The sequence below is a fragment of the Streptomyces sp. B21-105 genome (genome assembly GCF_036898465.1).
In the GTDB taxonomy this organism is placed as follows: Bacteria; Actinomycetota; Actinomycetes; order Streptomycetales; family Streptomycetaceae; genus Streptomyces.
In genome coordinates this window covers 8,937,703-8,960,683 of sequence record NZ_JARUMJ010000001.1, presented here as the reverse complement: position 1 = coordinate 8,960,683, position 22,981 = coordinate 8,937,703, and the positions used below count along the sequence as shown (strand labels likewise).

Below are 22,981 nucleotides of genomic sequence, written 5' to 3'. Positions count from 1 at the left end.
TCACTCCCCCTCCCGCAGCACCTGCACCGGATCGGCCTGTCGCACCGCCAGCAGCGCCACGACGACGACCGGGACGGCGGCCACGGCCGCCACCAGGGCGGCCACCCGCAGCGGTGGCAGTGCCACGAACAGCTCCGGCACCGGGCGGGTGGCTTCGCCGGTCAGGACGACGAGCGGCAGCACCGCGCGGGTCAGGGCGAGGCCCAGGCCGGTTCCCACGGCCAGCGCCAGCGCGATCAGGACGCCCTGTTCGCCGGCGACGGCACGGGCCAGCCGGCGGCGCGGGGCGCCGAGGGCGCGCAGGATCGCGAACTCGGCGTTGCGCTCCCGCAGCGCCCCGGCCGCGCTCACCGCGAAGCCGAGGGCGGCCAGCACCGCCGCGGCGGCGGCCGCCGCGGTGAACGCGGCTTCCGGGCCCGCCCCGAACGGGTCGTCGCGCAGTTCGGCGGCGATCTCGTCGCGCACGACGATCTGCTCGGGGTCGAGGTCGGGGCGGGCGCGCAGCGCGGTGGCGATCTCCGCGCTGTCCGAGGGCGAGTCCGGCCGCAGCCACCACTCGGTGGGGGCGAGGGCCAGCCCGTAGCGGGCCTGGAGGACCCGGTTCACGGCGGGCAGATCGACGAGGAGGGCGCCGCCGTCGCCGTCGCCCTCCTCGCCCTGGACCGTCGGCAGCTGCCGTACGGCGCTCACGATCCGCACGGGCACGTTCTGCCCCTCCACGGCGATGGCCATCGTCTGGCCGGGGCGGGCGCCGGTGGAGGCGAGGAAGCGGTCGGTGGCGAGGGCGGCCACCGCGGTGGTCCGGGGCTGTGCCATCTGCATGCGCAGCGTCAGTGACGGGCTGAGCCAGGGCTGTTCGGACGGGACGTAGCCGGTGCCGTACACCGCGGTCGGGTGGGCGCCGGGGCGGACGCGCGGGCTGGTCGGCGCGGTTCCCGCGTCGGCCGAGCTCTGCTGGTCGGTGCCGGAGGCCACCGTCCAGGGCGCGGCCGGCAGGGTCACCGGCTGTGCCGTGCCGGCGGCGGTCGTCGCGGTCAGGGCGTCGAGGGTGAGGGTGTGCTGTTCCGCGTGGGAGGACGGCACGGGCAGCACGAGCTGTATCCCGGTGAGCGTCAACGGTCCGTGGCCGCTGGGCAGTTCGACCGACAGCGGGTGCGGGCGCGCGTCGGCGGGGAGGATGCCTGACGGCAGCGGGTAGGGCACGCCGTGGTCGTCCTCCAGCGTCTGGGTCACGGTCGCCGCGGTCTGCGCGCCCCGCACCGAACTGGCCAGGGTCGCCTTCAGCGTCAGCCGGGTCGTCCCGGCGGGTACGCGTGCTCCCGCCGGCTCTCCCTCCGGGCCCAGTCCTGCCAGCAGCTTCTTCATCGGGGCGGGCGCCAGGTCGGGGCGCATCAGGACGGTGTCCGTCGCGTGCGCGGTGTCCAGCGCCACCACCGTCGCCGTGCGGTCACCGGACAGCGGCAGCGTCGTGCGTACGGCGGGGGCGGCCTCGCGTACCTGAGGCACGGCCGCGTACCCCTGTGTGAGGCCGAGTTCGCCGCCGCCGGTGCCCAGGACGCGCACCGGCGCGCCGGCCACGAAGTCGGCCTGGTCGCCCTGCGAGCGTCCCCAGGAGGAGCCCTGGCCGATCGCCAGTACGCCGAGTGCGACGGCCAGGACGAGCAGCAGTACGGGCCCTGCGCCCTGGCCCGGGCGGCGGCTGAGCTGCCAGCCGGCCAGCGCCGTGGCCAGTCCTCGTCCGCCCGTCGCCCGGCGTTCGGCGAGGCGGGCGGCCAGGGGCAGCAGCCGCAGGGTCAGGACCGCGCCGGCCAGCAGCGCGAGGGCGGGCGCGGCGACCAGCAGCGGGTCGATGCCCAGGGCGCCGGTGGTGTCCGCGCTCACCGCGCCCGACTCGCGGCTGTCCAGCTGCCAGTAGGCGATCCCGGCCGCCGCCGCCAGCCCCAGGTCCGCCCCGGCCCCGAGCCAGGCGGGCAGGGGGCGGGCGCGGAGCGTGCGGAACCCGGTCGCCGCGACCGCCGGCAGCGTCACCGCCAGCGCGCATCCCAGTGCCACGCCGGCCGCCGTCAGCCACACCCCGAGCCGTCCGCCGGCAGGCAGCTCCAGCTCCAGTCCGAGGTGGGCCAGCGCTCCGTGTCCGGCGAGCAGCCGGGTCAGCGGGCCTGCCAGCAGCGGGGCGATCAGCAGCGCGGGCCCGGCCAGCAGCAGCGCCTCCCGGGCGGCGAGGCCGGCGAGGGCGGCGCGGGAGGCGCCGCGGGCGCGCAGCAGCCGGGTCTCGCCGGTGCGTTCGGCGGCGAGCAGCCGGGCCACGAGGAGCAGCGCGCAGGCCGCGAGCAGGGCGAGCTGGAGGGCGACGATCAGGAGGGTGGAGCGGGAGACGAGCAGGGAGCGCTCGACCCGGTCGAGGACTTCAGGGAGGGTGGTCTTGGCGGTCGTCCCGGCCTCGCCGTCGTCCCCGGTGCGCAGCTTCAGCAGGGCGGCCGGTCCGGTGCGTGCGGCGGCGCGCAGGGTGTCGATGCGCTCGCCGGTGAGGCGGGTGAGGTCGGCGGAGGCGACCCATGCGGACGGTCCGTCGCTCACCCGGCCGCCGGCGAGGACGGAGGGCGCCGTCAGCAAGGGGCCGTAGGTGGTGAAGCCGGATGTCCGGCGTACGCCGCGACCGGCCAGTTCGTCCGTCAGCCAGTAGGGGGAGGCCGGGTCGGCGGGCCGGTACACGCCGGTGACGAGGATCCGCACGGGCGGCCCGCCGAGCCGGTCGGTCACGGTGAGGCGGGCGCCCGGCGCCAGCCGCAGCCGTCGTGCGGCGGTGTCGGGCAGCGCCACCTCGACGTCCGGCGTGCTCGCGCGCGGGGGGCGCCCCTGGCTGAACCGGACCTGGGTGGGGTCGAGCGTCGCGAAGTGCGTGAGGTCCGGCTTGCCGCCGGGCCGGGCGGCTGCGGCGGGCGCGGGTGCGGTGGGGGCGGCTGCGGTGGGGGCGGGTGCGGTGGGGGCGGTGGGGGTGGCCGACGTGGTCGCGGGCAGGGCGTACGGGCCGGAGCGCACCAGCGTCCGCACGGTCACCGGCAGCCCGTCGAAGGTACGGCGCGCCGCGTCGCGCACGGCGGTGTCGACGGCCGGACGACGATCGGTCCCCACCTCGGCCGTGACGACCAGCGCGGCACCGGCGGCGTTGCGCGGCTCGGCCAGCGAGTGACGCAGAGCCGCGTCGCCGATCGCGGCCGAGTAGGCGGCCAGGGCGGCCAGCACGGATGCGGTCAGCAGGACGGTGACGAGCGCGGCGGTGATCAGCGGCCGATGCGCTCGCGCCCTCGCCAGAACAAGCGTGGCCCGCCCCGAACGCACTCCGAAACGCCCCCCGTGACTCGCCACCCGGCTTCCCCCAAGCCTCCGCTGACACCCTTGCCCACTCTTCGGTGATGTTGTCAGACCGGAAGCGGTCAAGTAAGCGATGGCGAAGCGGGCTTGATCGGATTGTGACCGGAAATCGGCATTCCGTGACCGGAATTCGGGCTAGGGAGGCCACTTTGCGAGCCGCGCGTCCTTCACGCTCCTTGTCCGCGACCGGCTGATCAGCCCCGGACCTCCGACACTTCGCCGACCTGGCGGAAACCTCGCGGCGTCCCTCGACGAGCCGGTGACCGACGCGAGCCGCGGGAGCGGTGTCGGCGCCCCGCACACGCTGTGATGAACTGTCGCCCGGCCACCGACAACCGGCCACCGTTGACGGGCCACTGATACGGGCCAGTGCTCAGTGCTCACTGAGCAGTGAGCACTGAGCACTGAGCACGAGGGAAGCAGGGGGAGAGATGAGGACTGACGCAGAGCGGCTCCGCCAGGACGGTCACCGGATCGAGAAGTGGTCGATCGGCTGGCTGCTTCTGTCACTGGCCATCTGGGCCTGGTTCGGCTACCGGTTCTTCGTGGACAAGGACCGGGGGCTCCCACCGCGTGCCGAAGACGTCCGCGCGCTGGTGGGCATACTCGCGCTGGCGGTCATCCCGACGCTCATCGCGACGGCGACCGTCGTGTACGCCCAGGTCCTGTTCCGCCTGGCTCGCCGGACCGAAGCCGGCGGCGGGTGAGATCCCTGCGGCACCGACCGGTCACTGCTCAGGCTCCCACCGCGCGCAGTGTCTGTGCGGGCCGTCCGGCGGCTCCGCGCGTCAGCCACTCCTGGTATGCCGGTGCCTGACAGGCCGCCTCCCAGTACGCCTTCTCCAACTCCGGGAATTCGGCGTCGAGTTCGTCTGCCGTCCGGGCCGCGAGCAGCAGTCGTACTCCTATCGGGTCGCCGTGGAGGGGCCGGACGACCAGGTCGGAGCGGGGCGGGAGCGCGGTCGGCTGGCTGACCGTGACGACCTCGCCGATGGCGGCCAGGAGGTAGGCGGTGAGGTAGTCGCCGTGCAGCAGATCGGGTTTGATCCCGGCTGCCCGCAGCACTCGGCACACCCCGTCCCACTCGCCGTCCACGGTGGCGTCCACCATCCAGCGGTCGTGAGCGAGGTCCGCGAGTCGCACCTCGCTGCGGGCCGCCGCGGGATGGCCGGCGGCCATGGTGACGAACTGGGGCTCGCGCTCCACCAGGATGCGCAAGGCCAGCCCTTTCGGGACGCGCAGCGGGCTGCCCTCGACCTCGTGCACGAACGCCAGGTCGAGCCTGCCCTCGGCCACTTGCCGCAACAGGGCGTTCGCGGACACGTCCATCTGCAGGCTGGGCTCGACCGCGGGCATGCGGGCGCGGAGCCGGCTGAGCCAGCCCGGGATCGCCCGGCTGGCGGTCGCGCCGATGCGCAACCGCTGCCCGCCTGCCGCCTGGGCGGCCGCGGCCCGGGTCTCCGTCACGATCGCGGAGAGTTCGGCGACCAGTGGCCGGGCTCGGCCGACCACCGCCTGCCCGAGCGGCGTGGGGCGGCTGCCCCTGGAGTCACGGAGGAACAGCTGGCCCCCCAGCAACTGCTCGATCCGGCGCAGCTGGGTGCTCAACGAGGGCTGGGCCATGCCCAGTTCACGAGCCGCCTTGTGCAGACTCCCGGCGTCGGCGATGGCGCACAGCACGCGTAAGTGCCTCACCTCGAGCTCCATGCGCGGAGCGTAGGCGCTGGGTCTGATGAGACGCCAGATGTTCAAACGCCAACATAACCGCCCGAGTTGCTCTGATAGCCGTGCGCTATCCCCGGTTGGCATCATCCCCGGAGCCGCCCTGCTGCCGCACACTCGGCTCTACCGATCGTTCACCACCCCACACGAACGAGCAGGAGCCCCCCACATGACGTCCACCCCTACGTCCTCCACGTCCGTGAAGACCTCCAGGAGATTGCTGGCGCTCGGCCTGGGCGTGACGTTCGCGGCCCTCGGCAGCGCGATCCCGGCGAGCGCCCAGACCACCGGCTCCGCCGCCCTCGTCGCCGGTTACACCGGTTCGGCCGAGGAGTCGGCGAACAACAAGGCGTTCTTCGAAGCGGTCCTCGACTCGGTCGCCGAGAAGCAGGCGGCCAACCCGAGCCTGCGGTCGGTGACCGTGTACTACAACGCCTCACAGGCGCCGAGCTTCCGTTCCCAGATATCGAGTGCCGCGTCGATCTGGAACAGCTCCGTGAGCAATGTCAAGCTGCAGTCCACCTCGGGCAGCGGCGACTTCTCGTACTACGAGGGCAACGACTCCCGGGGCTCCTACGCCTCCACCAACGGCCACGGCAGGGGCTACATCTTCCTCGACTACGCCCAGAACCGGCGGTACGACTCCATCCGCGTCGCCGCGCACGAGACCGGCCATGTGCTGGGGTTGCCGGACCACTACACCGGCCCGTGCAGCGAACTGATGTCGGGCGGCGGCCCCGGCACGAGCTGCACCAACCGCTACCCCAACACGGCCGAGCGGTCGCGCGTCAACCAGCTGTGGGCCAACGGTCTCGCCAAGGCCCTCGACAAGCTGAACAAGGTGCGCTGACGGCCCGAGGAAACTGCACCCGTCCCGCAGGCGCGGGCCGTGCCGACGAAGGCACGGCCCGCTTCTCGACGTCCGCGTCATGCGGCGCCCGCGTCATGTGCGGGTTGCGCGTTCAGGCGGTACTCGCGTGTCGTTTACAGTGCGCCCTTCTTCGCGCCGGAGAACCCGGCGAACGCGCCGATGGCGAGGAACAGGTAGGCCATCGCGTCGGCGGTCTCGCTCCAGCCCTCGGTCAGCACGTCGAAGTGCTCGGTGAACAGTGTCGTCGCGGAGACACCGACTTCGTCGGCGCCGATCACCGCGATGCCGATGAGCTGGCCGAGGTAGACGGCGCCCAGCGACAGCAGGGCACTGACCACGGGCAGCACCGGGTTGGCGCCCCCGACCTTGCCCGCCGCGAAGCCGATGAGGAAACCGACGCCGATGGCCGCGTAGCCGATCTCGCGCTCGGTCGCACCGATGATGGCGCCGTAGACACCGGCGGCGACCAGGGCCACGACGACGGCGACGACCAGGCCGAGGGCGATGTTGCTGCGGGCCGGCGGCGCAGGGACCGGAGGAGGCAGCGCGGCACCGGGCTGCTGCTGGGCGTAGGGATTCCCGTCGGCGGGCTGCGGCGCACCCGGTGCGCCGACGGAGGACTGCTGGGCGAACGGGTTGCCCTCGGACGGCGGCACTGACTGGGTCATGACAGGATCCCCCCACGGGACTGATGTGACGAGTGGCGTGATGTGTGCGCACGAATGTGCGACAAGACGCCGAAGACTAGCAGCCGCGCCGAGCCTCTTCACCGGGGATTCCAGGGAGAATTCGACAGGCGTCGGCCGGCTGACGAACTCGCGCACGGCGGGCGGCGACACGTCGGCCAGAACCGGTCATCGGTGCGCACCGGCGCCCACGACCCGCTCGAGCGTCGGGTGGCGACCGACCGCCCCCTTCTGACAGGTCGCCGGCACCAGGGCCGGGCGGCCCGCCGCTCTCAGATGCGGCTCAGCGCCCAGTACGCCCGGACGAGGGTGGCCACCACCGTCACCGTGGCCACGGCGCCGAGGGTGATCCCGGCCTTCGCCCGGTTGCGGCGGGCTCCCTCGTCGCCGCCTATGCGTCGCAGGGCGATGATTCCTGAGGCGACCGCCCAGACGCCCAGGGGCAGGACGAAGTAGACGGGGAGGAAGCGGAGTTGGTACGGAACGGACTCCGGAAGCAGGGGGCAGCCGATCGCCGCGACGGCAGCGCTGCCCATCATGAGCGACCACGTGCCGGTCAGCTGCGGGCGGGCCTCTTCTTCCGACGGTTCGAGCCGGTGTGCGGAACTCATGGTCGAAGGCTAGGCGGGGGACGGTGCATTGCGCCTGAGCCCGGCTACCCAGGTGTGCGTGAGTAGGCCGGGCGGTCGGGAGACGGAATCACCTCGCACACCGGTCCCGCCGCCGGCGTCTTCAACTGTGGGCGGGAAGTCGGGTGTTCGCGCGTGGGGTCGGGTGTGCGCGAGACAGGTGTTCAGCGCGTGGGCGTCAGTTCCGTCGCCTGCTGAGGCTCCTCCTCCGTGTGCGCCTCCGCGTGCGCCTGCGTGTGCGCCTCAGGACCGCCGAACCACGCCACCGCGACCGCGCCCGCCACCGCCAGGACGAAGCCGAGGACCGCCATCCAGGCGAGGCCGGCCCGTGAGGCGTCGCCGAGCCAGAGCACGCCGATGGCGCCGGGCAGCACGGTCTCGCCGACGACCAGGGCCGCCGTGGCCCCGTTGACCGAACCGATCTGCAGGGCGACGGTGTGCAGGTACATCCCGCCCACGCCGGCCGTCACGATCGCGTACAGGGCGGGATCCGTGAGCAGGGCGGCCGCGTCGAAGGGAGCGACGCCGTTCAGGACACGGACGCCCACGCCGAGCGCGCCGAAACCGAGTCCGGACAGCAGGCCGGCGAGGATCGCGGCACGGGCACCGAGGAGGCGCACCGCGAGCGTGCCGCCCACCATCAGAGCCAGCGAGACCACGAGGAGCCACCAGTGCGTGGAGATCGGGACGCCCTTTCCACTGCCCTCCTCCCCCGCCGCCGTCGCGAGCAGGACGAGCGCCGCGCAGACCACGCCGATGGACGTCCACTCGGCGCGCGTGAGCCGGATCTGGAGAAGCCTGACGCTCAGCACGGCGGTGATGATCAGGTTGGCGCTGATCACGGTCTGCGAGAGGAACAGGGGCAGCAGCCGGGCAGCCAGCGCGCCCAGCGCGAAGCCCACGAAGTCCAGGACGGTACCGACGACGAATTCCCAGGTCATCGCGGCCTTCGCGGTGGAGGAGAGGCTGGGGCCGCCGTACTGGGTGCGGGCACCGGTCGCCGCGTCGTTCCGCGCGGACCTGCGGGATCCGACGGCTTGCAGGACTGAGCCTGTGCCGTAACAGACGGATGCCGCCACGGCGGTCAGCAAGCCGATCAACACGATTCGCTCCGTTCTCGATGGGCACCGGTCAGCGCCATCTCGGTTGACCAGACGGTTTACGGGCCGAGGGCGTTGCCTCGCTGTCGGCTTCGCCGTCCGCCTGTTTCGTGACCGGGGCACATCGGAGCTCTACAAGTCCCGGAGCGTTCCCTTACCCGTGCGGTGCGATCGGGCTGCGTTCAGTGGGCGGGTTCGAACAGTTCGATGAGGTTGCCGTCGGGGTCGGCGAGCAGGATCTGACGCCCGCCGGGGCCCGAGACCACATCGCTGACGAAGGTGAGGCCGGCGTTGCGCAGTCGGTCGATCTCGGTGTCGAGGTCGTCGAAGACCAGGTGGATGCGGTTGCCCCCGGCGCCGTGGCCGCTGGGGGTGGCGCGGGCGCCGGAGCTGGCCGGGCCGGACAGCAGCAGTCGCAGCGGCCCGCGTGTCACGTCGGCGAACGCGGGGGCGGGGTGACTGCGCAGGGTGAAGCCGAGATGGCCGGTGTAGAAGTCGATGGCTTGCTGGACGTCGTCGACGAGGTAGCGGACGCCGGCGAACCGGGCGGGCGTGGTCACGGCTGGACCTCCTGTGGTGCGGGGACGAGCAGCGGCAGCAGGTAGCGGATGCGGGTGTCGATCTCTGCTGCCACGCGGACGAACGCGGGGTGGCCGACCCGACCCGGTCCGGTGGCCGCAGCCGGGTCGGGGATGCTCCAGTGGACCAGCCGTGGCGGGTCGTCCCCGAAGTCGGGGCAGACCTCGCGGACCTTGTCGCACAGGCTGATCACGTGGTCGAAACGGCGGCCGAGCAGCGTGTCCAGGTGTTGTGGCCGCCGCCCCGAGATGTCGACGCCGTAACGCTCGCGCAGGACCCGTACGGCGCTGGGATGGATACGGGGCTTGGGGTGGCTGCCGGCGCTGGTCACCTCGACCTGACCGCCGGTGCGGTGGCGCAGCAGCGCTTCGGCGATCGGTGAGCGGGCGCTGTTGCCGGTGCAGGCGAACAGGACGAGGGGGCGTCCCGCCGTACGCGCCGGGGAAGGCGGCGGCAGCGGCGGAGCGGGGGCCAGACCCAGCGCCGGGTGCAGGGCTCCACCGGCTCCGGCGAGCGCATGGGCGCATCGCTCCAGGTCCAGGTGGTAGTAGCTGTCGCGGGCGTCGAAACTGCTGCGGCGGGCGGTGACCAACCCCGCGCCGCGCAGCAGCCGCAGATGGTAGGAGACCAGGTTCTGGGGCCGGCCGACCCGTGCCACCAGCTCGCGAACCCGGTAGTCGCTCGCGGCCAGTTCGGCCAGCAGCTTCCACCGCAGCGGGTGGGCGGCCAGCCGCACGAACGGCGGGGCGGCAGCCCCTGAGGCCCTCATGGATCCAGAATACATCAAACCAGGTTGATGTACCTTGCTGGCAGTTGCGACCGCTCCCCATCGGAAGACGGAGGCACGTCATGAGCCAGCCCACCGGGCCCGCGTCACCTCGGCTCCAGCGGCGGCTGGGCGTCGCGGACGCCGTCCTCGTCGGGCTGGGTTCGATGATCGGCGCGGGCATCTTCGCGGCGCTCGCCCCGGCCGGCCGCGCGGCCGGCTCCGGGCTGCCGGCCGCTCTGGCGGTGGCCGCGGTCGTGGCGTACTGCAACGCCACCTCATCCGCCCGGCTGGCCGCCCGCTACCCGGCCTCCGGCGGCACCTACGTCTACGGCCGCGAACGCCTCGGTGACTTCTGGGGCTACCTGGCCGGCTGGGCCTTCGTGATCGGCAAGACCGCCTCCTGTGCGGCGATGGCGCTGACCGTCGGTTCGTACGTGTGGCCCGCTCACGCCCACGCGGTGGCGGTCGCCGCGGTGGTGGCGCTCACCGCCGTGAACTACGCCGGGATCCAGAAGTCCGCGTGGCTGACCCGCGCCGTCGTCGCCGTCGTCCTGGCGGTGCTGACAGCGGTCGTGGTCGCCGCCCTCACCTCGTCGGCGGCGGACGCGGGCCGGCTGGACGTCGGCTCCGACGCCACCGTCGGCGGCGTACTGGAGGCCGCGGGCCTGCTGTTCTTCGCCTTCGCCGGGTACGCCCGCATCGCCACCCTCGGCGAGGAGGTCCGCGATCCCGCGCGCACCATCCCCCGCGCCATCCCGCTCGCCCTCGGTATCACACTGGTCGTCTACGCGGCCGTGGCGGTCGCCGTGCTGACGGTGCTCGGCCCTCGCGGGCTGGGCGAGGCGGCCGCGCCGCTGTCGGACGCGGTGGGGGCCGCCGGGGCGGACGGGCTGGCGCCCGTCGTCCGGGGCGGGGCGGCCGTCGCCGCGCTCGGTTCCCTGCTCGCCCTGATCCTGGGTGTCTCCCGCACCGTGCTGGCGATGGCCCGCGACCGGCACCTGCCCCATGTCCTGGCCGCCGTTCATCCCCGCTTCCAGGTACCGCACCGCGCCGAGCTGCTGGTGGGGGCAGTGGTCGTGGTGCTCGCCGCGACCACCGACGTGCGCGGCGCGATCGGCTTCTCCTCCTTCGGCGTCCTCGTCTACTACGCCGTCGCCAACTCCTCCGCCTGGACGCTCACGCGGGACGAGAACCGCCCTCCCCGCATCGTCCCCGCGGCCGGCCTGACCGGCTGCCTGGTGCTGGCCTTCACCCTGCCCGTCACGTCCGTCGCGTGGGGAACCGCGGTCCTCGCCGCGGGCATCGCCGCCTACGGAACGCGCCGGGCCGTCAGAGCCCGTCGAACGCCCTGAACGTCCTCACCGGCGGACGGGCCGGTGAGGACGCGGGCCGCCGCGCCGCCGCCGGGTCCCGCAGGCGGTCGGGGCGTCCCGCTCGGGCGCCGACGGGTACTGCCCCATCCGGGTGTGGCTTGCTTGACCAGCCGGGTCGCCGCCTGCAGAGTCGGGATGCGGCGCCGCAGCGCCGCCTCACCCCGCCGACCGATCCGCCCTTCCACGGGCGGCAGGCGGCCCCGACAGCCAGGAGCGGCGATCCGATGGTCCTCGACCTGGTGGTGATCGGTACGGCCGTCACGCTGGGGCCACTGCACAACAGTGCCTTCATCCTGCTGCTCTCCTCGCGGCGGGGCGTTCGCCAGGGGCTGGCGTTCCTGTTGTCGTGGCTGGCCGACCTCATCGCGGTGATCGCCTGTGTGATGCTGCTGACCGGTGGTCGGCCCCCGGCCCGGCACAGCGTGCCCTCGACCGCCGTGCTCGCCGTGAAGGTCGCCATCGGCCTGGCACTGGTGCTCTACGGCGCACACCGGCACCGCCGACCGCCGCGCCCTCATGGCCCGCCGCGCTGGGCCGCCCGGATCGACAACGCGTCGCCGGCCACGGCAGCCGGCCTGGCATGGCTGCTGCAGCCCTGGGCACTGGTCGGCGCCGGCGCCGCGACGGCTGTCGACGCGAACCTCTCCACCCTCTCCGACTGGCTCGCGCTGACCGGCTACTGTCTGCTGGCCACCCTCAGCCTCATCGTCATGGAGATGTACGCGGTCCGGGCTCCCGCCGTCGCGAACGCCCGGTTGAACGGCTTGCGGAGCTGGCTCGCGCACCACCAGGAACAGCTGATCGTCACGCTCTCCCTCCTCTCGGGCCTGTGGCTGGCGGCCCGGAGCATCGCCGAACTGGTCGCCTGACACAGGCGGATGACGACCGGTGACGGCTTACCGGTCGTGTTCGTTCCGGGCTCGCTGGTACAAAGGTGCGATGACGGACGACACCGGTGAGTTCCGGGCAGGGCAGACGGGACTCGTCGTGAGGGTCCCCGAGGCGGAACCCGCTGTTCGAGCGTGGCGCGACCGGCTGGATCCGTCGGCCCGTGCGGGCGTTCCGGCCCATGTCACCGTTCTCTTCCCGTTCCTCGACGAGAGCCTCGTCGACGGCGGTGTCTGCGCTGCCGTCGCCGAAGTGATCGGCCGTCACCGGCCCTTCGAGGTCCGGTTCGAGCACTGCGGGCGATTCCCGGGGAGCCTGTATCTCGTGCCCGAGCCGGACGGCCCGTTCCGTCGGCTCACCGAGGCGATCGCGGAGAGGTGGCCGCAGACCCCGCCGTTCGGCGGGCGGTTCGACGACGTCGTCCCGCATCTGACCGTCGCTCAGGGGCAGGACGCCGCCGTGCTGGAGGAGGTCGAGGCCGACCTGCACGGCCGGCTTCCCGTCACTGGCCCCGTGTCGTCGGTCGATCTGATGGTCCACGACGGGACGAGGTGGCAGCGGCGCGGGTCGTTCGCGCTCCGGTGATGCCCGGTGCCGGTCACCGGCCGGTCAGCAGTCGGCCGCCGACCCCGGGGGCACGGGGTGTTCGTCAGTCCCGCGACGGGCGGTGCGGCTTGCGGACGGCGTCGATGATGCGGGTCCAGTTGTCGCCGCCGTGACCGTCGTCGATCGCGCGCCGGTAGTGAGCCTGTACCGCCAGGGGGAGCGCGAGGTCGAGGCCGAGCGCCGTACTGGTCTCGACGATGTGGTCCGACGTCGCGCCCATCATGGTCACCGTGCTGAGGTCACCGGGATGCTCTCCGGCGTCCAGCGCGGCGCCGGGGGCTGCTTCGCCGGCTCTCACGATCGCGCCGATCGTGTCGGTGAAGGACAACAGCTCCGGCAGTGCTTCCGTGGCCTTCATCCCTGCGGTACCCAGCATGGCGGTGGCATGCATCAGCGCGGACAACGTCGTGAGGAACACCGCGAGCTGCGCTTGGTACATCATCTGGGCCAGACCCGGGTCCTCCCCCAGGTACCTCGCCGTGCCGAGCGGGGCCAACGTCGTCCCGTGACGCTCCATCACCTCGCCGGACCCGCTGTAAAAAATGGAGGACGCGACGGTGCCGACCATCGGCGCGGGCACCATGACACCTCCGGTGAGGAAAACGGCGTCATGACCCGCGGCCCAGATCGCCGCCTTGCGCGTGCGGTCCGGTGTGTCCGAGCTGAGGTTGACCAGCGTCCGGCCGGCGAGTGAGTCGGTGGCGTCGTCGAGGATGTCGTACATCGCCTGGTAGTCGGTGAGACTGAGGATCACGAGGTCACTCGCCTCGACCGCCTCGCCCGGTGTGGTGGCGAGCCTCGCTCCGTCGGCGACGACGCCGTCGGCGCGGCCGGCGGTGCGGTTCCAGACGGTGACGGGGTGGCCGGCGGCGAGGAGGGCGCGGGTCATGGCCTGGCCCATCGGGCCCAGCCCGATCACGGTGACAGCGCTGTTCTGCCTGGTGGGGTGCTGCTGTTGTTCGTTCACCCCTCCATGCTCGGACAGCACTACTAGGGTCGGAAGTACCCACTATTTTCTGCGGTACTTACCTTTATGTAAGGGTGATCAGTGATGGCCAGGACACCGAGAAGCGGGCCCTACATCTGCGGTATCGACGCTGCGCTCGACGTGGTCAGCGGCAAGTGGAAGGGACTGATCCTCTGGGAGCTCGACGCCCATCGCGTCCGGCGCTTCTCCGAACTCCGTCGCGCCCTGGTGGGAGTGAGCGAGAAGATGCTGACGCAGCACCTGCGCGAGATGGAGAGCGACGGACTCGTGCGTAGGCAGGTCTACGCCGAGGTGCCACCGCGCGTGGAGTACTCCCTGACCGAGCACGGCCACACGCTCAACAAGGCACTCGAACCGCTGGGCGCCTGGGGCGGTGAGCGGTTACGCCGGGAAGACTGCGAAGTGATCGACGCAGTCGGGACGTCGGGCGGCTGAGGAGCAGGGTGAGCTGCGCACGCCGGCCGGTCGGTGAGTGAAGACCGTCGTGCGGCCGACGCCGAGGGGGCCCTGGGGGGGGCACCGCGGGAGGCGGTGAGGGAAGCGGTCGATGGTGCCGGGACAGTCACGGAGAACGACCGCGGAGACGTGCCGCCGTTCCTGGCAGACTGCCGCCATGCCAGAGGCGGAACTTGAGACGGTGCGACGCGAGCTCACCAGGGTGCGCGCGGAACGCGACGCGTTGCGACGGGAACTCTGCGACCTGAGAGCCTGGCTGTGCAGCGCACTCGGCATCCTCCGGGAGGAGGGGGGCCGGCGCGAGCTCACCCCACTCGGCGTCGCCGCCGACGCCGAGATCGTCGATGAAGTCCGACGCCTCCAGGACGAGCTGGCGAGCCGCAAGGCCGCGGAGCAGGCCGACGACCCGCGCTGGTCGGGAATCGACGACCTGATCATGGACAATCGCAAGATCCACGCGATCCAGGCCATCCGCATTGGGTTCGACACGAGCCTGCAGTCGGCCGTGGATCTGCTCAACGAGCGATACACCCGACTGCGACGCAGGCACCCCGACCGCTTCAGCGACAGCGCCGACACCTACTGGGACGGCTTCCACTCCTTCTGACGGCGGCACACGAAGACCTCCGGTGCGGTCGCGTCCGTCGACCTCCGGTCCGGTCGCTTCCGTCGGGGGCGACTGACGTTCTCCAACCGTGATGATCGGGATCCCGACCCCGTCACCTGCACTGCCGTACACCGCGCAGTAACCTGCACCCGCCGTGTATACACACAGCGTATACACGGTGTGTAGAGTACGGATCACGTCCGCCGGTCACACCCCTGGGGGCTCGACCGCCGCCCGACTCGACACACTTCGTGAGGCCCGACCCGATGACGCCTTCTCCCCCCGGTTCCCTGCTCACCGCGCACGACCTGCGCAAAACCTACGGCCCGACCCACGCGTTGGACGGCGCCGAGTTCTCCATACGTCCCGGCGAGGTCGTCGCCGTCATGGGCCCCTCCGGCTCCGGCAAGTCCACGCTGTTGCACTGCCTCGCCGGGATCGTGCCGCCCGACTCCGGATCGATTCTCTACGACGGCCGTGAACTGGCGAAGATGAGCGATGGCCGGCGCAGCGCACTGCGCCGCTCCGAGTTCGGGTTCGTGTTCCAGTTCGGTCAGCTGGTGCCCGAGCTGACCTGTGTGGAGAACGTCGCCCTGCCGCTGCGGCTGAACGGCTCCTCCCGCAAGGACGCCGAGCGGACCGCGCTCGGCTGGATGGAACGCCTGGAGGTCGACGACCTCGGGGCCAAGCGTCCCGGCGAGGTCTCCGGCGGCCAGGGCCAGCGCGTCGCCGTGGCCCGCTCGCTGGTCACCCGACCACGCCTGCTGTTCGCCGACGAACCGACCGGCGCGCTCGACTCCTCCAACGGCGAACGCGTGATGCGACTGCTGACGGAAGCTGCCCGCTCGACCGGCGCGGCCGTCGTCCTCGTCACCCACGAGGCCCCCGTGGCCGCCTACGCCGACCGTGAGATCGTCGTCCGGGACGGCAAGTGCCGCGACATGGAGCGCGCCGTATGAGTCCTCGAACGAGACGCCTCCCGCACGAGCGAGGCCGGGCGTGGCGGAGCGCCGCAGACCTGGCCATGGGGGCCCGCTTCGCCGTCACCGGCGGACGCGAGGGCTGGATCAGGATGACGCTCACCGCCGTCGGCGTCGGCCTCGGCGTGGCACTGCTCCTGCTGTGCACCGCCCTGCCCAACGTGTTCGCCGCCCGCGACAGGGTGGAGGACGCCCGCTTCGACTACAGGTACTCCGCCAAGGTCCCACCGAAGGCCGACGACACCTTACTGTTCGCCGTCACCGACACCACCTGGCACGACGACGACATCCGCGGTCGGCTCGTCGAGCCCGAGGGCGAACGGGCGCCGCTGCCCCCCGGGGTCGACGGCTTCCCCGGCAAGGGCGAGATGGTGGTCTCCCCCGCGCTGAAGGACCTGCTCGCCTCGGACGGCGCCGAGCTGCTGCGGGAGCGGCTGCCCTACAGGATCACAGGCACGATCGGGGAGAGCGGACTCATCGGCTCCCACGAACTGGCCTACTACGCGGGCGCCTCGGGGCTGGCGCTCACGGACGTCTCCCCGGTGCGCCGGCTGACCCGGTACGGCAATCCGGACACGACGACCGAGGAGACCGACCCGGTCCTGCTGCTCATGATCCTCGTCGTGTTCGTGGTGCTGCTGACCCCGGTCGCCGTGTTCATCGCCGCCGCCGTCCGCTTCGGCGGCGAGCGCCGCGACCGCCGGCTGGCGGCGCTGCGCCTGGTCGGCGCGGACAGCCACATGACCCGGCGGATCGCGGCGGGCGAGGCACTCGCCGGAGCCTTGTTCGGCCTGGTCATCGGCACCGGCTTCTTCCTCCTCGGCCGTCAGACGCTGGGCTCCGCCGAGGTGCTGGGGGTGAGCGTCTGGCCCGGTTACCTCGATCCCTCCCCCGTGCTCGCCGCGCTGGTCGCGGTGGCGGTCCCGGTCGCCGCCGTACTCGTCACGCTGCTCACGATGCGCGGCGTGGTGGTGGAACCGCTCGGCGTCGTGCGCACGGCCAAGCAGCGCCGCCGCCGGCTGTGGTGGCGGCTGCTGCCTCCGCCGGCCGGCCTCGCGATGCTCTACCCGATGATCGGCCAGGGCCGCGAGAAGGGTGACTTCAACCAGTACCTCGTCATCGGCGGTGTGCTGCTGCTGCTGATCGGCATCACCGCGCTGCTGCCCTGGGTCGTGGAGGCGGTCGTCGTCCGCCTCGGAATGGGCGCGCTGTCCTGGCAGCTCGCGGTACGACGGCTACAGCTGAGCAGCGGAACCGCCGCACGCATGGTCAACGGCATCGCCGTCGCCGTGGCCGGGGCCATCGCCCTGCAGATGCTGTTCACGGGAACGCAAAGCCGGTACGTCAAGGCCACCGGCATGGACCCCGGCCGGGTCCAGATGCAGGTCGACTTCAGCGACCGCAAGCCGCTGTCGGGTGTCGAACGCGAATTCACCGGCACCAAGGGGGTACGGGCCGCGGTGGCCCTGGCCATCGCACAGTACGGGGACACGCGTCGCGACCCGGAGAACAGCGACGGCCTGACCGTGGGTGACTGCACCGCGCTGCGTGAACTCGCCACGCTGCCCTCCTGCAAGGACGGCGACGTGTTCATCACCCGGACGAGGAGCGGCTACGCCTCCGCCGACAACGCCGAAGAGATCGCCGTGGTGAAGCCCGGCCGTCAGCTCTACGTCGACCCGTCGTACGGTGACGCCACCGAACCGGGCATCGAGGCGCCCTGGACGGTTCCGGCGAGCACGCGGGTGGTGGACGCGCGCAAGGACTCACTGCAGAACGCCAACGCCCTGCTGGTCACCCCCGCCGCCCTGCCCGCCAAGGCCGCGCCCGCGTTGTTCTCGGACGGGGTCTACCTGCGTCTGGACCCGTCGGTGCCGGACGCACGGGAGTACGTGCGCAATGCCGTCGCCCGGATCGACCCGCTGGCCCGCACCTTCAGCTGGTCGGCGACCCAGGAGGACGTCAAGTACGCCTCGATCCGCACCGGCCTGTTCGTCGGCTCCGCCTTCGTACTGGCGCTGATCGGCGCGAGTCTGCTCGTCTCCCAGCTGGAGCAGCTGCGCGAGCGCAGGAAGTTGCTCTCCGCGCTGGTCGCCTTCGGCACCCGGCGCCGCACGCTGAGCCTGTCGGTGCTGTGGCAGACGGCCCTTCCGGTCGGACTCGGTCTCGTACTGGCCACCACGGTGGGTATCGCCCTCGGCTCGGTGCTGCTGAAGATGACCCGTGCACCGGTGGCCGTGGACTGGGCGAGCGTCCTGACCCTGACCGGTGTGGGAGCGGCCGTGGTCGGCGCGGTCACGATGCTCAGCCTGCCGCCGCTGCTGCGGATGATGCGCACGGAAGGCCTGCGCACGGAGTAGCCGCTCACCCGTCCCGCGAAGTCGGCCCTGACCATGGGAGTGATCAGTCCGGTCGGCTTCGCGGGACGCCTGCCGTCGGCGCCGGCGGGAGCGTCGGTGGGGGGCCGGTGGAGGGACCGGCGGGTCATTCGGTGGGTGGTCCGGAGGTCATCAGGGTGGTCCGGAGGGTGATTCGCCTGGTGAGACGGCCGCTGTCAGTGCGGGGGCTGGGCGGGGAGGGTGTCCGGGGGCGGGGTTGCGCGTTCGGCTCTCGCCGCGTCGGCGAGAGCGGCGGCAGCGGCTTCCGCGGCCTGCGCCGCGTCGTCGGCGGCCTGAGCGGCCATATCGTCCTCGGGCTTCGCGCGGGTGGCCGGAGACGGGGGCAGCACCTCGCTGAAGGCGCGGGACACACCCTGGAGTGCGGAGGTGATCTCGCTGGGGATCACCCAGAAGTTGTTGCCCGACCCCTGCGCGAGCTGGGGCAGCGTCTGGAGGTACTGGTAGGCGAGCAGCTTGGGGTCGGGGTCGTTGCGATGCACGGCCTGGAACACCTCGTCGATGGCCCGGGACTGGCCCTCCGCCTGGAGGATCGCAGCGGTGCGGTTGCCCTCCGCCCGCAGGACGGCGGCCTGCTTGTCGCCTTCGGCGGTGAGGATCTGCGACTGACGCTGTCCTTCGGCGCCGAGGATCGCGGCCCGCTTGTCCCGCTCGGCCCGCATCTGCTTCTGCATCGCGTCCTTGATGCTCTGCGGGGGGTCGATGGCCTTGATCTCCACCCGGTTGACTCGCAGTCCCCATTTCCCGGTGGCCTCGTCCAGTACCCCTCGGAGCTGGCTGTTGATGGTGTCCCGTGAGGTGAGCGTCTTCTCCAGGTCCATGGATCCCACGACATTGCGCAGCGTGGTGACGGTGAGCTGCTCGACCGCCTGGAGGAAGTTCGCGATCTCGTAGAAGGCCGCGCGCGGATCCGTGACCTGGAAGTAGAGGACGGTGTCGATCTCGACGACCAGGTTGTCCTCGGTGATGACGGGCTGCGGTTTGAAGGAGACGACCTGTTCCCGCAGGTCGATCACCTCGTGCACACGGTCGATGTAGGGGATGACGAAGTTGAGGCCGGGATTCAGGGTCCGGAGGTAGCGGCCGAGCCGTTCGACGTTGCGGGCGCGCGCCTGGGGCACGATGCGCACCGCCCGCACCACGGTGAAGACCGCGAACAGCGCGACGAGCAGGCCGGCAATCAAGAACGCCGAGGTTTCCATGGTTTCAGTCCCGGGGGTAGACGATCGCGGTGGCTCCGTTGATCTCTATGACGTCGACGGTTCTTCCGGCAGGGATCACCAGCGTTTCGTCGTAGGCGCGGGCCGTCCATTCATCGCCGTCGATACGGACCCTGCCGCCCCGGCCCGTCACGTCCGAGACGACGAAGGCAGCCTTGCCGATCAGGGCGTCCACGCCGAACCGTGCCGTCTGCGGCTGAAGCACGTGGCGCAGCGCGACGGGGCGCAGGAACAGCACCGTGGCCGCGGCCACGACGGTGAACACCACGAACTGGAGGGGCAGCGGCAGCCCGACCGCCGCGGAACCGGCCGTGACCAGCGCGGCCGCACTCAGCATCCCGAGCGCTGCGGTCAGTGTGAAGATCTCCACCACTGCCAGCACCGCTGCGATGATCAACCAGATCAGCCATGGATCCATTGCGTGCCTCTTCTGACTTACGCCTCTTACACGGGTTCCTACCCACCAGGCGAGATCACTCCACCACGGGAGCGTCCCGGTCCGCTTCGGGCAGGGCGGGCGGGGCCGGCGGGCAGGGCCGGACGGGCAGGCGGTGGATCACACCGGCGGACTCTTCGGTAACGTGAGGTCATGAGCCATCCGCACCCAGAACTCAAAGCCGCCCCGCCGTTGCCCGAAGGCGGGCTGAGGGTCACCGCCTTGGGCGGCTTGGGCGAAATCGGTCGCAACATGACCGTCTTCGAGCATGCCGGCAAGCTGTTGATCGTGGACTGCGGTGTGCTGTTCCCCGAGGAGAACCAGCCCGGGGTGGACGTGATCCTGCCCGACTTCACCTCGATCCGGGACCGCCTGGACGACATCGTGGGCATCGTGCTCACCCACGGCCATGAGGACCACATCGGCGGCGTGCCCTATCTGCTGCGGGAGCGGAGGGACATCCCGGTCGTCGGCTCGAAGCTCACCCTCGCGTTCCTGGAGGCCAAGCTCAAGGAGCACGGCATCCGCCCGCGCACGGTGCGCGTGCGCGAGGGGGACCGGCGCGGCTTCGGCCCGTTCGACTGCGAGTTCGTCGCGGTCAACCACTCGATCCCGGACAGTCTCGCCGTCGCGATCCGCACCGGCGCCGGGATGGTGCTGCACACCGGCGACTTCAAGATGGACCAGTTCCCGCTGGACGACCGGATCACGGACCTGCGTGCCTTCGCCCGCCTGGGCGAGGAGGGCGTGGACCTGTTCCTCACCGATTCCACCAACGCCGAGGTCCCCGGCTTCACCACCTCCGAACGCGAACTGAACCCCGCGATCGAGCAGGTCATGCGCACCGCGCCCCGCCGGGTCATCGTCTCCAGCTTCGCCAGCCACGTGCACCGCATCCAGCAGGTCCTGGACGCCGCCCACCAGCACGGCCGCAAGGTGGCCTTCGTGGGCCGCTCCATGGTCCGCAACATGGGCATCGCCCGCGACCTCGGCTACCTCAAGGTCCCGTCCAACCTGATCGTGAACACCAAGGAGCTGGAGAAGCTCCCTGACCACAAGATCACCCTGGTGTGCACCGGATCCCAGGGCGAACCGATGGCCGCCCTGTCCCGGATGGCCAACCGCGACCACCAGATCCGCATCGGCAAGGGCGACACCGTCCTGCTCGCCAGCTCCCTCATCCCCGGCAACGAGAACGCCATCTACCGGGTGATCAACGGCCTGACCCGATGGGGCGCCAACGTCGTCCACAAGGGCAACGCCAAGGTGCACGTCTCCGGTCACGCCAGCGCCGGGGAGCTCGTCTACTGCTACAACATCGTCCGTCCCCGCAACGTCATGCCCGTCCACGGCGAGTTCCGCCACCTGCGGGCCAACGCCGACCTCGCCATCCGCACCGGCGTCGACCCGGACCGCGTCGTCATCGCCGAGGACGGCGTCGTCGTCGACCTTGTCGACGGCCGTGCCGCCATCACCGGCAAGGTGCCCGCCGGCAACGTCTACGTGGACGGCATGGAAGTCGGCGGCGCGACCGAGGCGTCCCTCAAGGACCGGGTCACCCTCGCCCAGGAGGGCGTCATCACGGTCGTCGCCATCGTCGACGCCGACACCGGCGCCCTCGCCGAGGCGCCCGACTTCCTGGCGCGCGGCTTCGTCCACGACGACGCGACCTTCGAGCCGGTCATTCCGGTCATCGAGAAGACGCTGGCCACCGCCGCGCAGGAGGGCGTCGGCGACGCCCACCAGCTCGAACAGCTGATCGCCCGCGCCGTGGCCAACTGGGCGTTCCGTACGCACCGCCGCAGGCCGCTGATCATCCCCGTCATCATCGACGCCTGATCGGGCCCGCCGCCCGGGTTCCCCGCTCCCCCCGCGGGAGCGGGGCGTCTGCCGCCACGCCGACCGCGGCGGCCCTGCGGCAGCACGTCAACGCCGTCGGCCCGGTCGCCGTCCCCGGGCCGGGCCGCCTCGTCAGAACGTCAGAACTCAGAACGTCAGAAACCCGAAAGGTGAACGGATGGGCCTGCGCTTCGAGGAGATCGACTGGCAACCGACGCCCATCGGCGAGATCAGCCTGCGGCGGCGCCGCCACCCGGTCTCGGGCGACGACGTCTACGAGGTGAAGCTCGGCGACGAGTTCCTGATGTCCAGCCTCTTCACCACCGGCGAGATCGCGCTCACGGAACTCGGACTGGCCGAGCTGCCTGACACCGAAGGGGCGGAACTGGACGTCGCCGTCGGCGGACTCGGGCTCGGCTACACCGCCCAGGCGGTTTTGGACGACCCCCGCGTGCGTTCGCTGACCGTCGTCGAAGCGCTTGGCGAGGTCATCGACTGGCACCGGCGGCACCTGGTGCCCCTCGGCGCCCGGCTGACCTCGGACGCCCGCTGTCGCCTGACGCACGGCGACTTCTTCGCGCTGGCCGCCGACCCCCGCGGCCTGGATCCCGAGGCCCCGGGCCGTCGCTTCGACGCCATCCTGCTGGACGTCGACCACTCACCGCGCCATGTACTCCATCCGCGTCACGCGGCCCTCTACCGACCCGCCGGGCTCCGCGCCCTCGCCGCCCACCTCCGACCCGGCGGGGTGTTCGCCCTGTGGTCGAACGACCCGCCCGACGAGCAGTTCATGTCCGCGCTCTCGGAGGTCTTCCCCCACGCGGCTGCGCAGGTCGTCGACTTCGACAACGCCGCGCAGGACGGCACGTCGACCAACACCGTCTACGTGGCCCGCACCGCGCCCGGCGCACCGCCCTCCAGCAAGGTCTCTTCCGGATAATCCGTCTCGGAACCAGTTGCCCTACCCTGGCAGGCATGACCGCCATGGCACCCGCGCGCACCGAACCGGACCTGTCGTTCCTCCTCGACCACACCAGTCACGTCCTGCGCAGCAAGATGTCCGCCGCCCTCGCCGAGATCGGCCTGACCGCCCGGATGCACTGCGTGCTCGTCCACGCCCTGGAGGAGGAGCGCACCCAGGCCCAGCTCGCCGAGATCGGCGACATGGACAAGACGACAATGGTGGTGACGGTGGACGCCCTGGAGGAGGCGGGCCTGGCCGAGCGCCGACCCTCCCGCACGGACCGGCGGGCCCGGATCATCGCCGTGACCGACGACGGCGCCCGCGTCGCCCGGCAGAGCCAGAAGGTCGTCGATCGTGTGCACCGCGAGGCCTTGGCCACGCTGCCCGGCGAGGACAGGGAAGGCCTCCTGCGTGCCCTGCAGCACCTGGTAGGCGACGGGCTGGCGATCCCCGTCGAGGCTCCGCGCACCGCCCGCCGGGCGCGCCAGGCCAGGTGAGCG

22 protein-coding genes are annotated in these 22,981 nt (G+C 71.8%); 12 read left to right on the top strand and 10 right to left on the bottom strand.

Translation table 11 applies throughout. The features are described 5' to 3' along the window. Positions 1-3,366, bottom strand: coding sequence for an FtsX-like permease family protein (locus tag QA802_RS40120; protein WP_334533754.1), 3,366 nt, complete (start codon positions 3,364-3,366; stop codon positions 1-3). Positions 3,367-3,803: 437 nt separating this feature from the next. On the opposite strand from QA802_RS40120, the gene QA802_RS40115 reads away from it, so the two are divergent. Continuing rightward, positions 3,804-4,079: a hypothetical protein gene (locus tag QA802_RS40115; RefSeq protein WP_334533751.1), complete on the top strand. Its 276-nt coding sequence runs from the start codon at positions 3,804-3,806 to the stop codon at positions 4,077-4,079. A 28-nt stretch (positions 4,080-4,107) separates the two neighbouring features. Here QA802_RS40115 and QA802_RS40110 read toward each other — a convergent pair whose 3' ends face one another. Then, a complete protein-coding gene (locus QA802_RS40110; protein ID WP_334533748.1) occupies positions 4,108-5,079 on the bottom strand; it encodes a LysR family transcriptional regulator in 972 nt (323 codons plus the stop codon). Between the two features lie 184 nt (positions 5,080-5,263). Here QA802_RS40110 and snpA point away from each other — a divergent pair, with 184 nt between their 5' ends. Further along, positions 5,264-5,944, top strand: a complete 681-nt coding sequence (gene snpA / locus QA802_RS40105) for a snapalysin (RefSeq protein WP_334533745.1) — start codon at positions 5,264-5,266, stop codon at positions 5,942-5,944. A 134-nt stretch (positions 5,945-6,078) separates the two neighbouring features. On the opposite strand, the gene QA802_RS40100 is transcribed toward snpA, so the two are convergent. The 5 genes from QA802_RS40100 to QA802_RS40080 all read right to left on the bottom strand — a co-directional run bounded on the left by QA802_RS40100 (position 6,079) and on the right by QA802_RS40080 (position 9,728). After that, positions 6,079-6,633 (bottom strand): hypothetical protein, encoded by a 555-nt coding sequence (locus QA802_RS40100; protein ID WP_334533742.1) that lies wholly within the window; start codon positions 6,631-6,633, stop codon positions 6,079-6,081. A 290-nt stretch (positions 6,634-6,923) separates the two neighbouring features. Further along, the gene (locus tag QA802_RS40095; RefSeq protein ID WP_334533740.1) at positions 6,924-7,262 is read right to left on the bottom strand and encodes a hypothetical protein; all 339 of its coding nucleotides are present in this window, start codon (positions 7,260-7,262) and stop codon (positions 6,924-6,926) included. Between the two features lie 182 nt (positions 7,263-7,444). Continuing rightward, positions 7,445-8,383, bottom strand: coding sequence for a DMT family protein (locus tag QA802_RS40090; protein ID WP_334533737.1), 939 nt, complete (start codon positions 8,381-8,383; stop codon positions 7,445-7,447). Between the two features lie 179 nt (positions 8,384-8,562). Continuing rightward, the gene (locus QA802_RS40085; RefSeq protein WP_334533734.1) at positions 8,563-8,940 is read right to left on the bottom strand and encodes a VOC family protein; all 378 of its coding nucleotides are present in this window, start codon (positions 8,938-8,940) and stop codon (positions 8,563-8,565) included. Then, positions 8,937-9,728 carry an arsenate reductase/protein-tyrosine-phosphatase family protein gene (locus tag QA802_RS40080; protein ID WP_334533731.1) on the bottom strand — a complete coding sequence of 264 codons (792 nt, stop codon included), beginning with the start codon at positions 9,726-9,728 and terminating at the stop codon, positions 8,937-8,939. Before QA802_RS40080 ends, QA802_RS40085 begins: the two co-directional genes overlap by 4 nt. A gap of 80 nt (positions 9,729-9,808) precedes the next feature. Here QA802_RS40080 and QA802_RS40075 point away from each other — a divergent pair, with 80 nt between their 5' ends. The 3 genes from QA802_RS40075 (at position 9,809) to QA802_RS40065 (ending at position 12,574) form a co-directional block, all read left to right on the top strand. Then, positions 9,809-11,080, top strand: coding sequence for an APC family permease (locus tag QA802_RS40075; RefSeq protein ID WP_334533728.1), 1,272 nt, complete (start codon positions 9,809-9,811; stop codon positions 11,078-11,080). Positions 11,081-11,325: 245 nt separating this feature from the next. Then, positions 11,326-11,970: a GAP family protein gene (locus QA802_RS40070; protein WP_334533725.1), complete on the top strand. Its 645-nt coding sequence runs from the start codon at positions 11,326-11,328 to the stop codon at positions 11,968-11,970. Between the two features lie 70 nt (positions 11,971-12,040). Continuing rightward, entirely contained in the window at positions 12,041-12,574 is a 534-nt protein-coding gene (locus QA802_RS40065) for a 2'-5' RNA ligase family protein (protein ID WP_334533723.1), read from the top strand. A 64-nt stretch (positions 12,575-12,638) separates the two neighbouring features. Here the strand turns inward: QA802_RS40065 and QA802_RS40060 are convergent, their stop codons facing one another. Further along, positions 12,639-13,562: an NAD(P)-dependent oxidoreductase gene (locus QA802_RS40060; RefSeq protein ID WP_334533721.1), complete on the bottom strand. Its 924-nt coding sequence runs from the start codon at positions 13,560-13,562 to the stop codon at positions 12,639-12,641. Positions 13,563-13,646: 84 nt separating this feature from the next. Between QA802_RS40060 and QA802_RS40055 the strand changes: the two genes are divergently transcribed. The 4 genes from QA802_RS40055 to QA802_RS40040 all read left to right on the top strand — a co-directional run bounded on the left by QA802_RS40055 (position 13,647) and on the right by QA802_RS40040 (position 17,986). Then, complete coding sequence (locus QA802_RS40055; RefSeq protein ID WP_334533718.1) at positions 13,647-14,018, top strand: winged helix-turn-helix transcriptional regulator; 372 nt, start codon at positions 13,647-13,649, stop codon at positions 14,016-14,018. Positions 14,019-14,196: 178 nt separating this feature from the next. After that, positions 14,197-14,646: a hypothetical protein gene (locus tag QA802_RS40050; RefSeq protein ID WP_334533715.1), complete on the top strand. Its 450-nt coding sequence runs from the start codon at positions 14,197-14,199 to the stop codon at positions 14,644-14,646. 266 nt (positions 14,647-14,912) lie between these two features. Next, positions 14,913-15,605, top strand: coding sequence for an ABC transporter ATP-binding protein (locus QA802_RS40045; protein ID WP_334533713.1), 693 nt, complete (start codon positions 14,913-14,915; stop codon positions 15,603-15,605). After that, a complete protein-coding gene (locus tag QA802_RS40040) occupies positions 15,602-17,986 on the top strand; it encodes an ABC transporter permease (RefSeq protein WP_334533710.1) in 2,385 nt (794 codons plus the stop codon). Before QA802_RS40045 ends, QA802_RS40040 begins: the two co-directional genes overlap by 4 nt. Before the next feature lie 194 nt (positions 17,987-18,180). Here the strand turns inward: QA802_RS40040 and QA802_RS40035 are convergent, their stop codons facing one another. Together QA802_RS40035 and QA802_RS40030 are read right to left on the bottom strand one after the other, a co-directional pair. After that, positions 18,181-19,224 carry an SPFH domain-containing protein gene (locus QA802_RS40035; protein ID WP_334533707.1) on the bottom strand — a complete coding sequence of 348 codons (1,044 nt, stop codon included), beginning with the start codon at positions 19,222-19,224 and terminating at the stop codon, positions 18,181-18,183. A 4-nt stretch (positions 19,225-19,228) separates the two neighbouring features. Continuing rightward, positions 19,229-19,660: an NfeD family protein gene (locus QA802_RS40030; protein ID WP_319167927.1), complete on the bottom strand. Its 432-nt coding sequence runs from the start codon at positions 19,658-19,660 to the stop codon at positions 19,229-19,231. 171 nt (positions 19,661-19,831) lie between these two features. Between QA802_RS40030 and QA802_RS40025 the strand changes: the two genes are divergently transcribed. From QA802_RS40025 to QA802_RS40015, 3 genes are all read left to right on the top strand, one after another. Continuing rightward, complete coding sequence (locus QA802_RS40025; RefSeq protein WP_334533703.1) at positions 19,832-21,517, top strand: ribonuclease J; 1,686 nt, start codon at positions 19,832-19,834, stop codon at positions 21,515-21,517. A 178-nt stretch (positions 21,518-21,695) separates the two neighbouring features. Continuing rightward, positions 21,696-22,457: a spermidine synthase gene (locus QA802_RS40020; RefSeq protein WP_334533701.1), complete on the top strand. Its 762-nt coding sequence runs from the start codon at positions 21,696-21,698 to the stop codon at positions 22,455-22,457. Positions 22,458-22,492: 35 nt separating this feature from the next. After that, the gene (locus QA802_RS40015) at positions 22,493-22,978 is read left to right on the top strand and encodes a MarR family winged helix-turn-helix transcriptional regulator (protein WP_334533699.1); all 486 of its coding nucleotides are present in this window, start codon (positions 22,493-22,495) and stop codon (positions 22,976-22,978) included. Positions 22,979-22,981: the final 3 nt, after the last annotated feature.

Coding starts and splice junctions, on each gene's coding strand:
- QA802_RS40095 (WP_334533740.1), bottom strand. CDS start 7,262: ATGAGTTCCGCACACCGGCTCGAACCGTCGGAAGAAGAGGCCCGCCCG.
- QA802_RS40065 (WP_334533723.1), top strand. CDS start 12,041: ATGACGGACGACACCGGTGAGTTCCGGGCAGGGCAGACGGGACTCGTC.
- QA802_RS40070 (WP_334533725.1), top strand. CDS start 11,326: ATGGTCCTCGACCTGGTGGTGATCGGTACGGCCGTCACGCTGGGGCCA.
- QA802_RS40020 (WP_334533701.1), top strand. CDS start 21,696: ATGGGCCTGCGCTTCGAGGAGATCGACTGGCAACCGACGCCCATCGGC.
- QA802_RS40075 (WP_334533728.1), top strand. CDS start 9,809: ATGAGCCAGCCCACCGGGCCCGCGTCACCTCGGCTCCAGCGGCGGCTG.
- QA802_RS40030 (WP_319167927.1), bottom strand. CDS start 19,660: ATGGATCCATGGCTGATCTGGTTGATCATCGCAGCGGTGCTGGCAGTG.
- QA802_RS40040 (WP_334533710.1), top strand. CDS start 15,602: ATGAGTCCTCGAACGAGACGCCTCCCGCACGAGCGAGGCCGGGCGTGG.
- QA802_RS40055 (WP_334533718.1), top strand. CDS start 13,647: ATGGCCAGGACACCGAGAAGCGGGCCCTACATCTGCGGTATCGACGCT.
- QA802_RS40115 (WP_334533751.1), top strand. CDS start 3,804: ATGAGGACTGACGCAGAGCGGCTCCGCCAGGACGGTCACCGGATCGAG.
- QA802_RS40045 (WP_334533713.1), top strand. CDS start 14,913: ATGACGCCTTCTCCCCCCGGTTCCCTGCTCACCGCGCACGACCTGCGC.
- QA802_RS40025 (WP_334533703.1), top strand. CDS start 19,832: ATGAGCCATCCGCACCCAGAACTCAAAGCCGCCCCGCCGTTGCCCGAA.
- QA802_RS40100 (WP_334533742.1), bottom strand. CDS start 6,633: ATGACCCAGTCAGTGCCGCCGTCCGAGGGCAACCCGTTCGCCCAGCAG.
- QA802_RS40015 (WP_334533699.1), top strand. CDS start 22,493: ATGACCGCCATGGCACCCGCGCGCACCGAACCGGACCTGTCGTTCCTC.
- QA802_RS40035 (WP_334533707.1), bottom strand. CDS start 19,224: ATGGAAACCTCGGCGTTCTTGATTGCCGGCCTGCTCGTCGCGCTGTTC.
- QA802_RS40110 (WP_334533748.1), bottom strand. CDS start 5,079: ATGGAGCTCGAGGTGAGGCACTTACGCGTGCTGTGCGCCATCGCCGAC.
- QA802_RS40050 (WP_334533715.1), top strand. CDS start 14,197: ATGCCAGAGGCGGAACTTGAGACGGTGCGACGCGAGCTCACCAGGGTG.
- QA802_RS40080 (WP_334533731.1), bottom strand. CDS start 9,728: ATGAGGGCCTCAGGGGCTGCCGCCCCGCCGTTCGTGCGGCTGGCCGCC.
- snpA (WP_334533745.1), top strand. CDS start 5,264: ATGACGTCCACCCCTACGTCCTCCACGTCCGTGAAGACCTCCAGGAGA.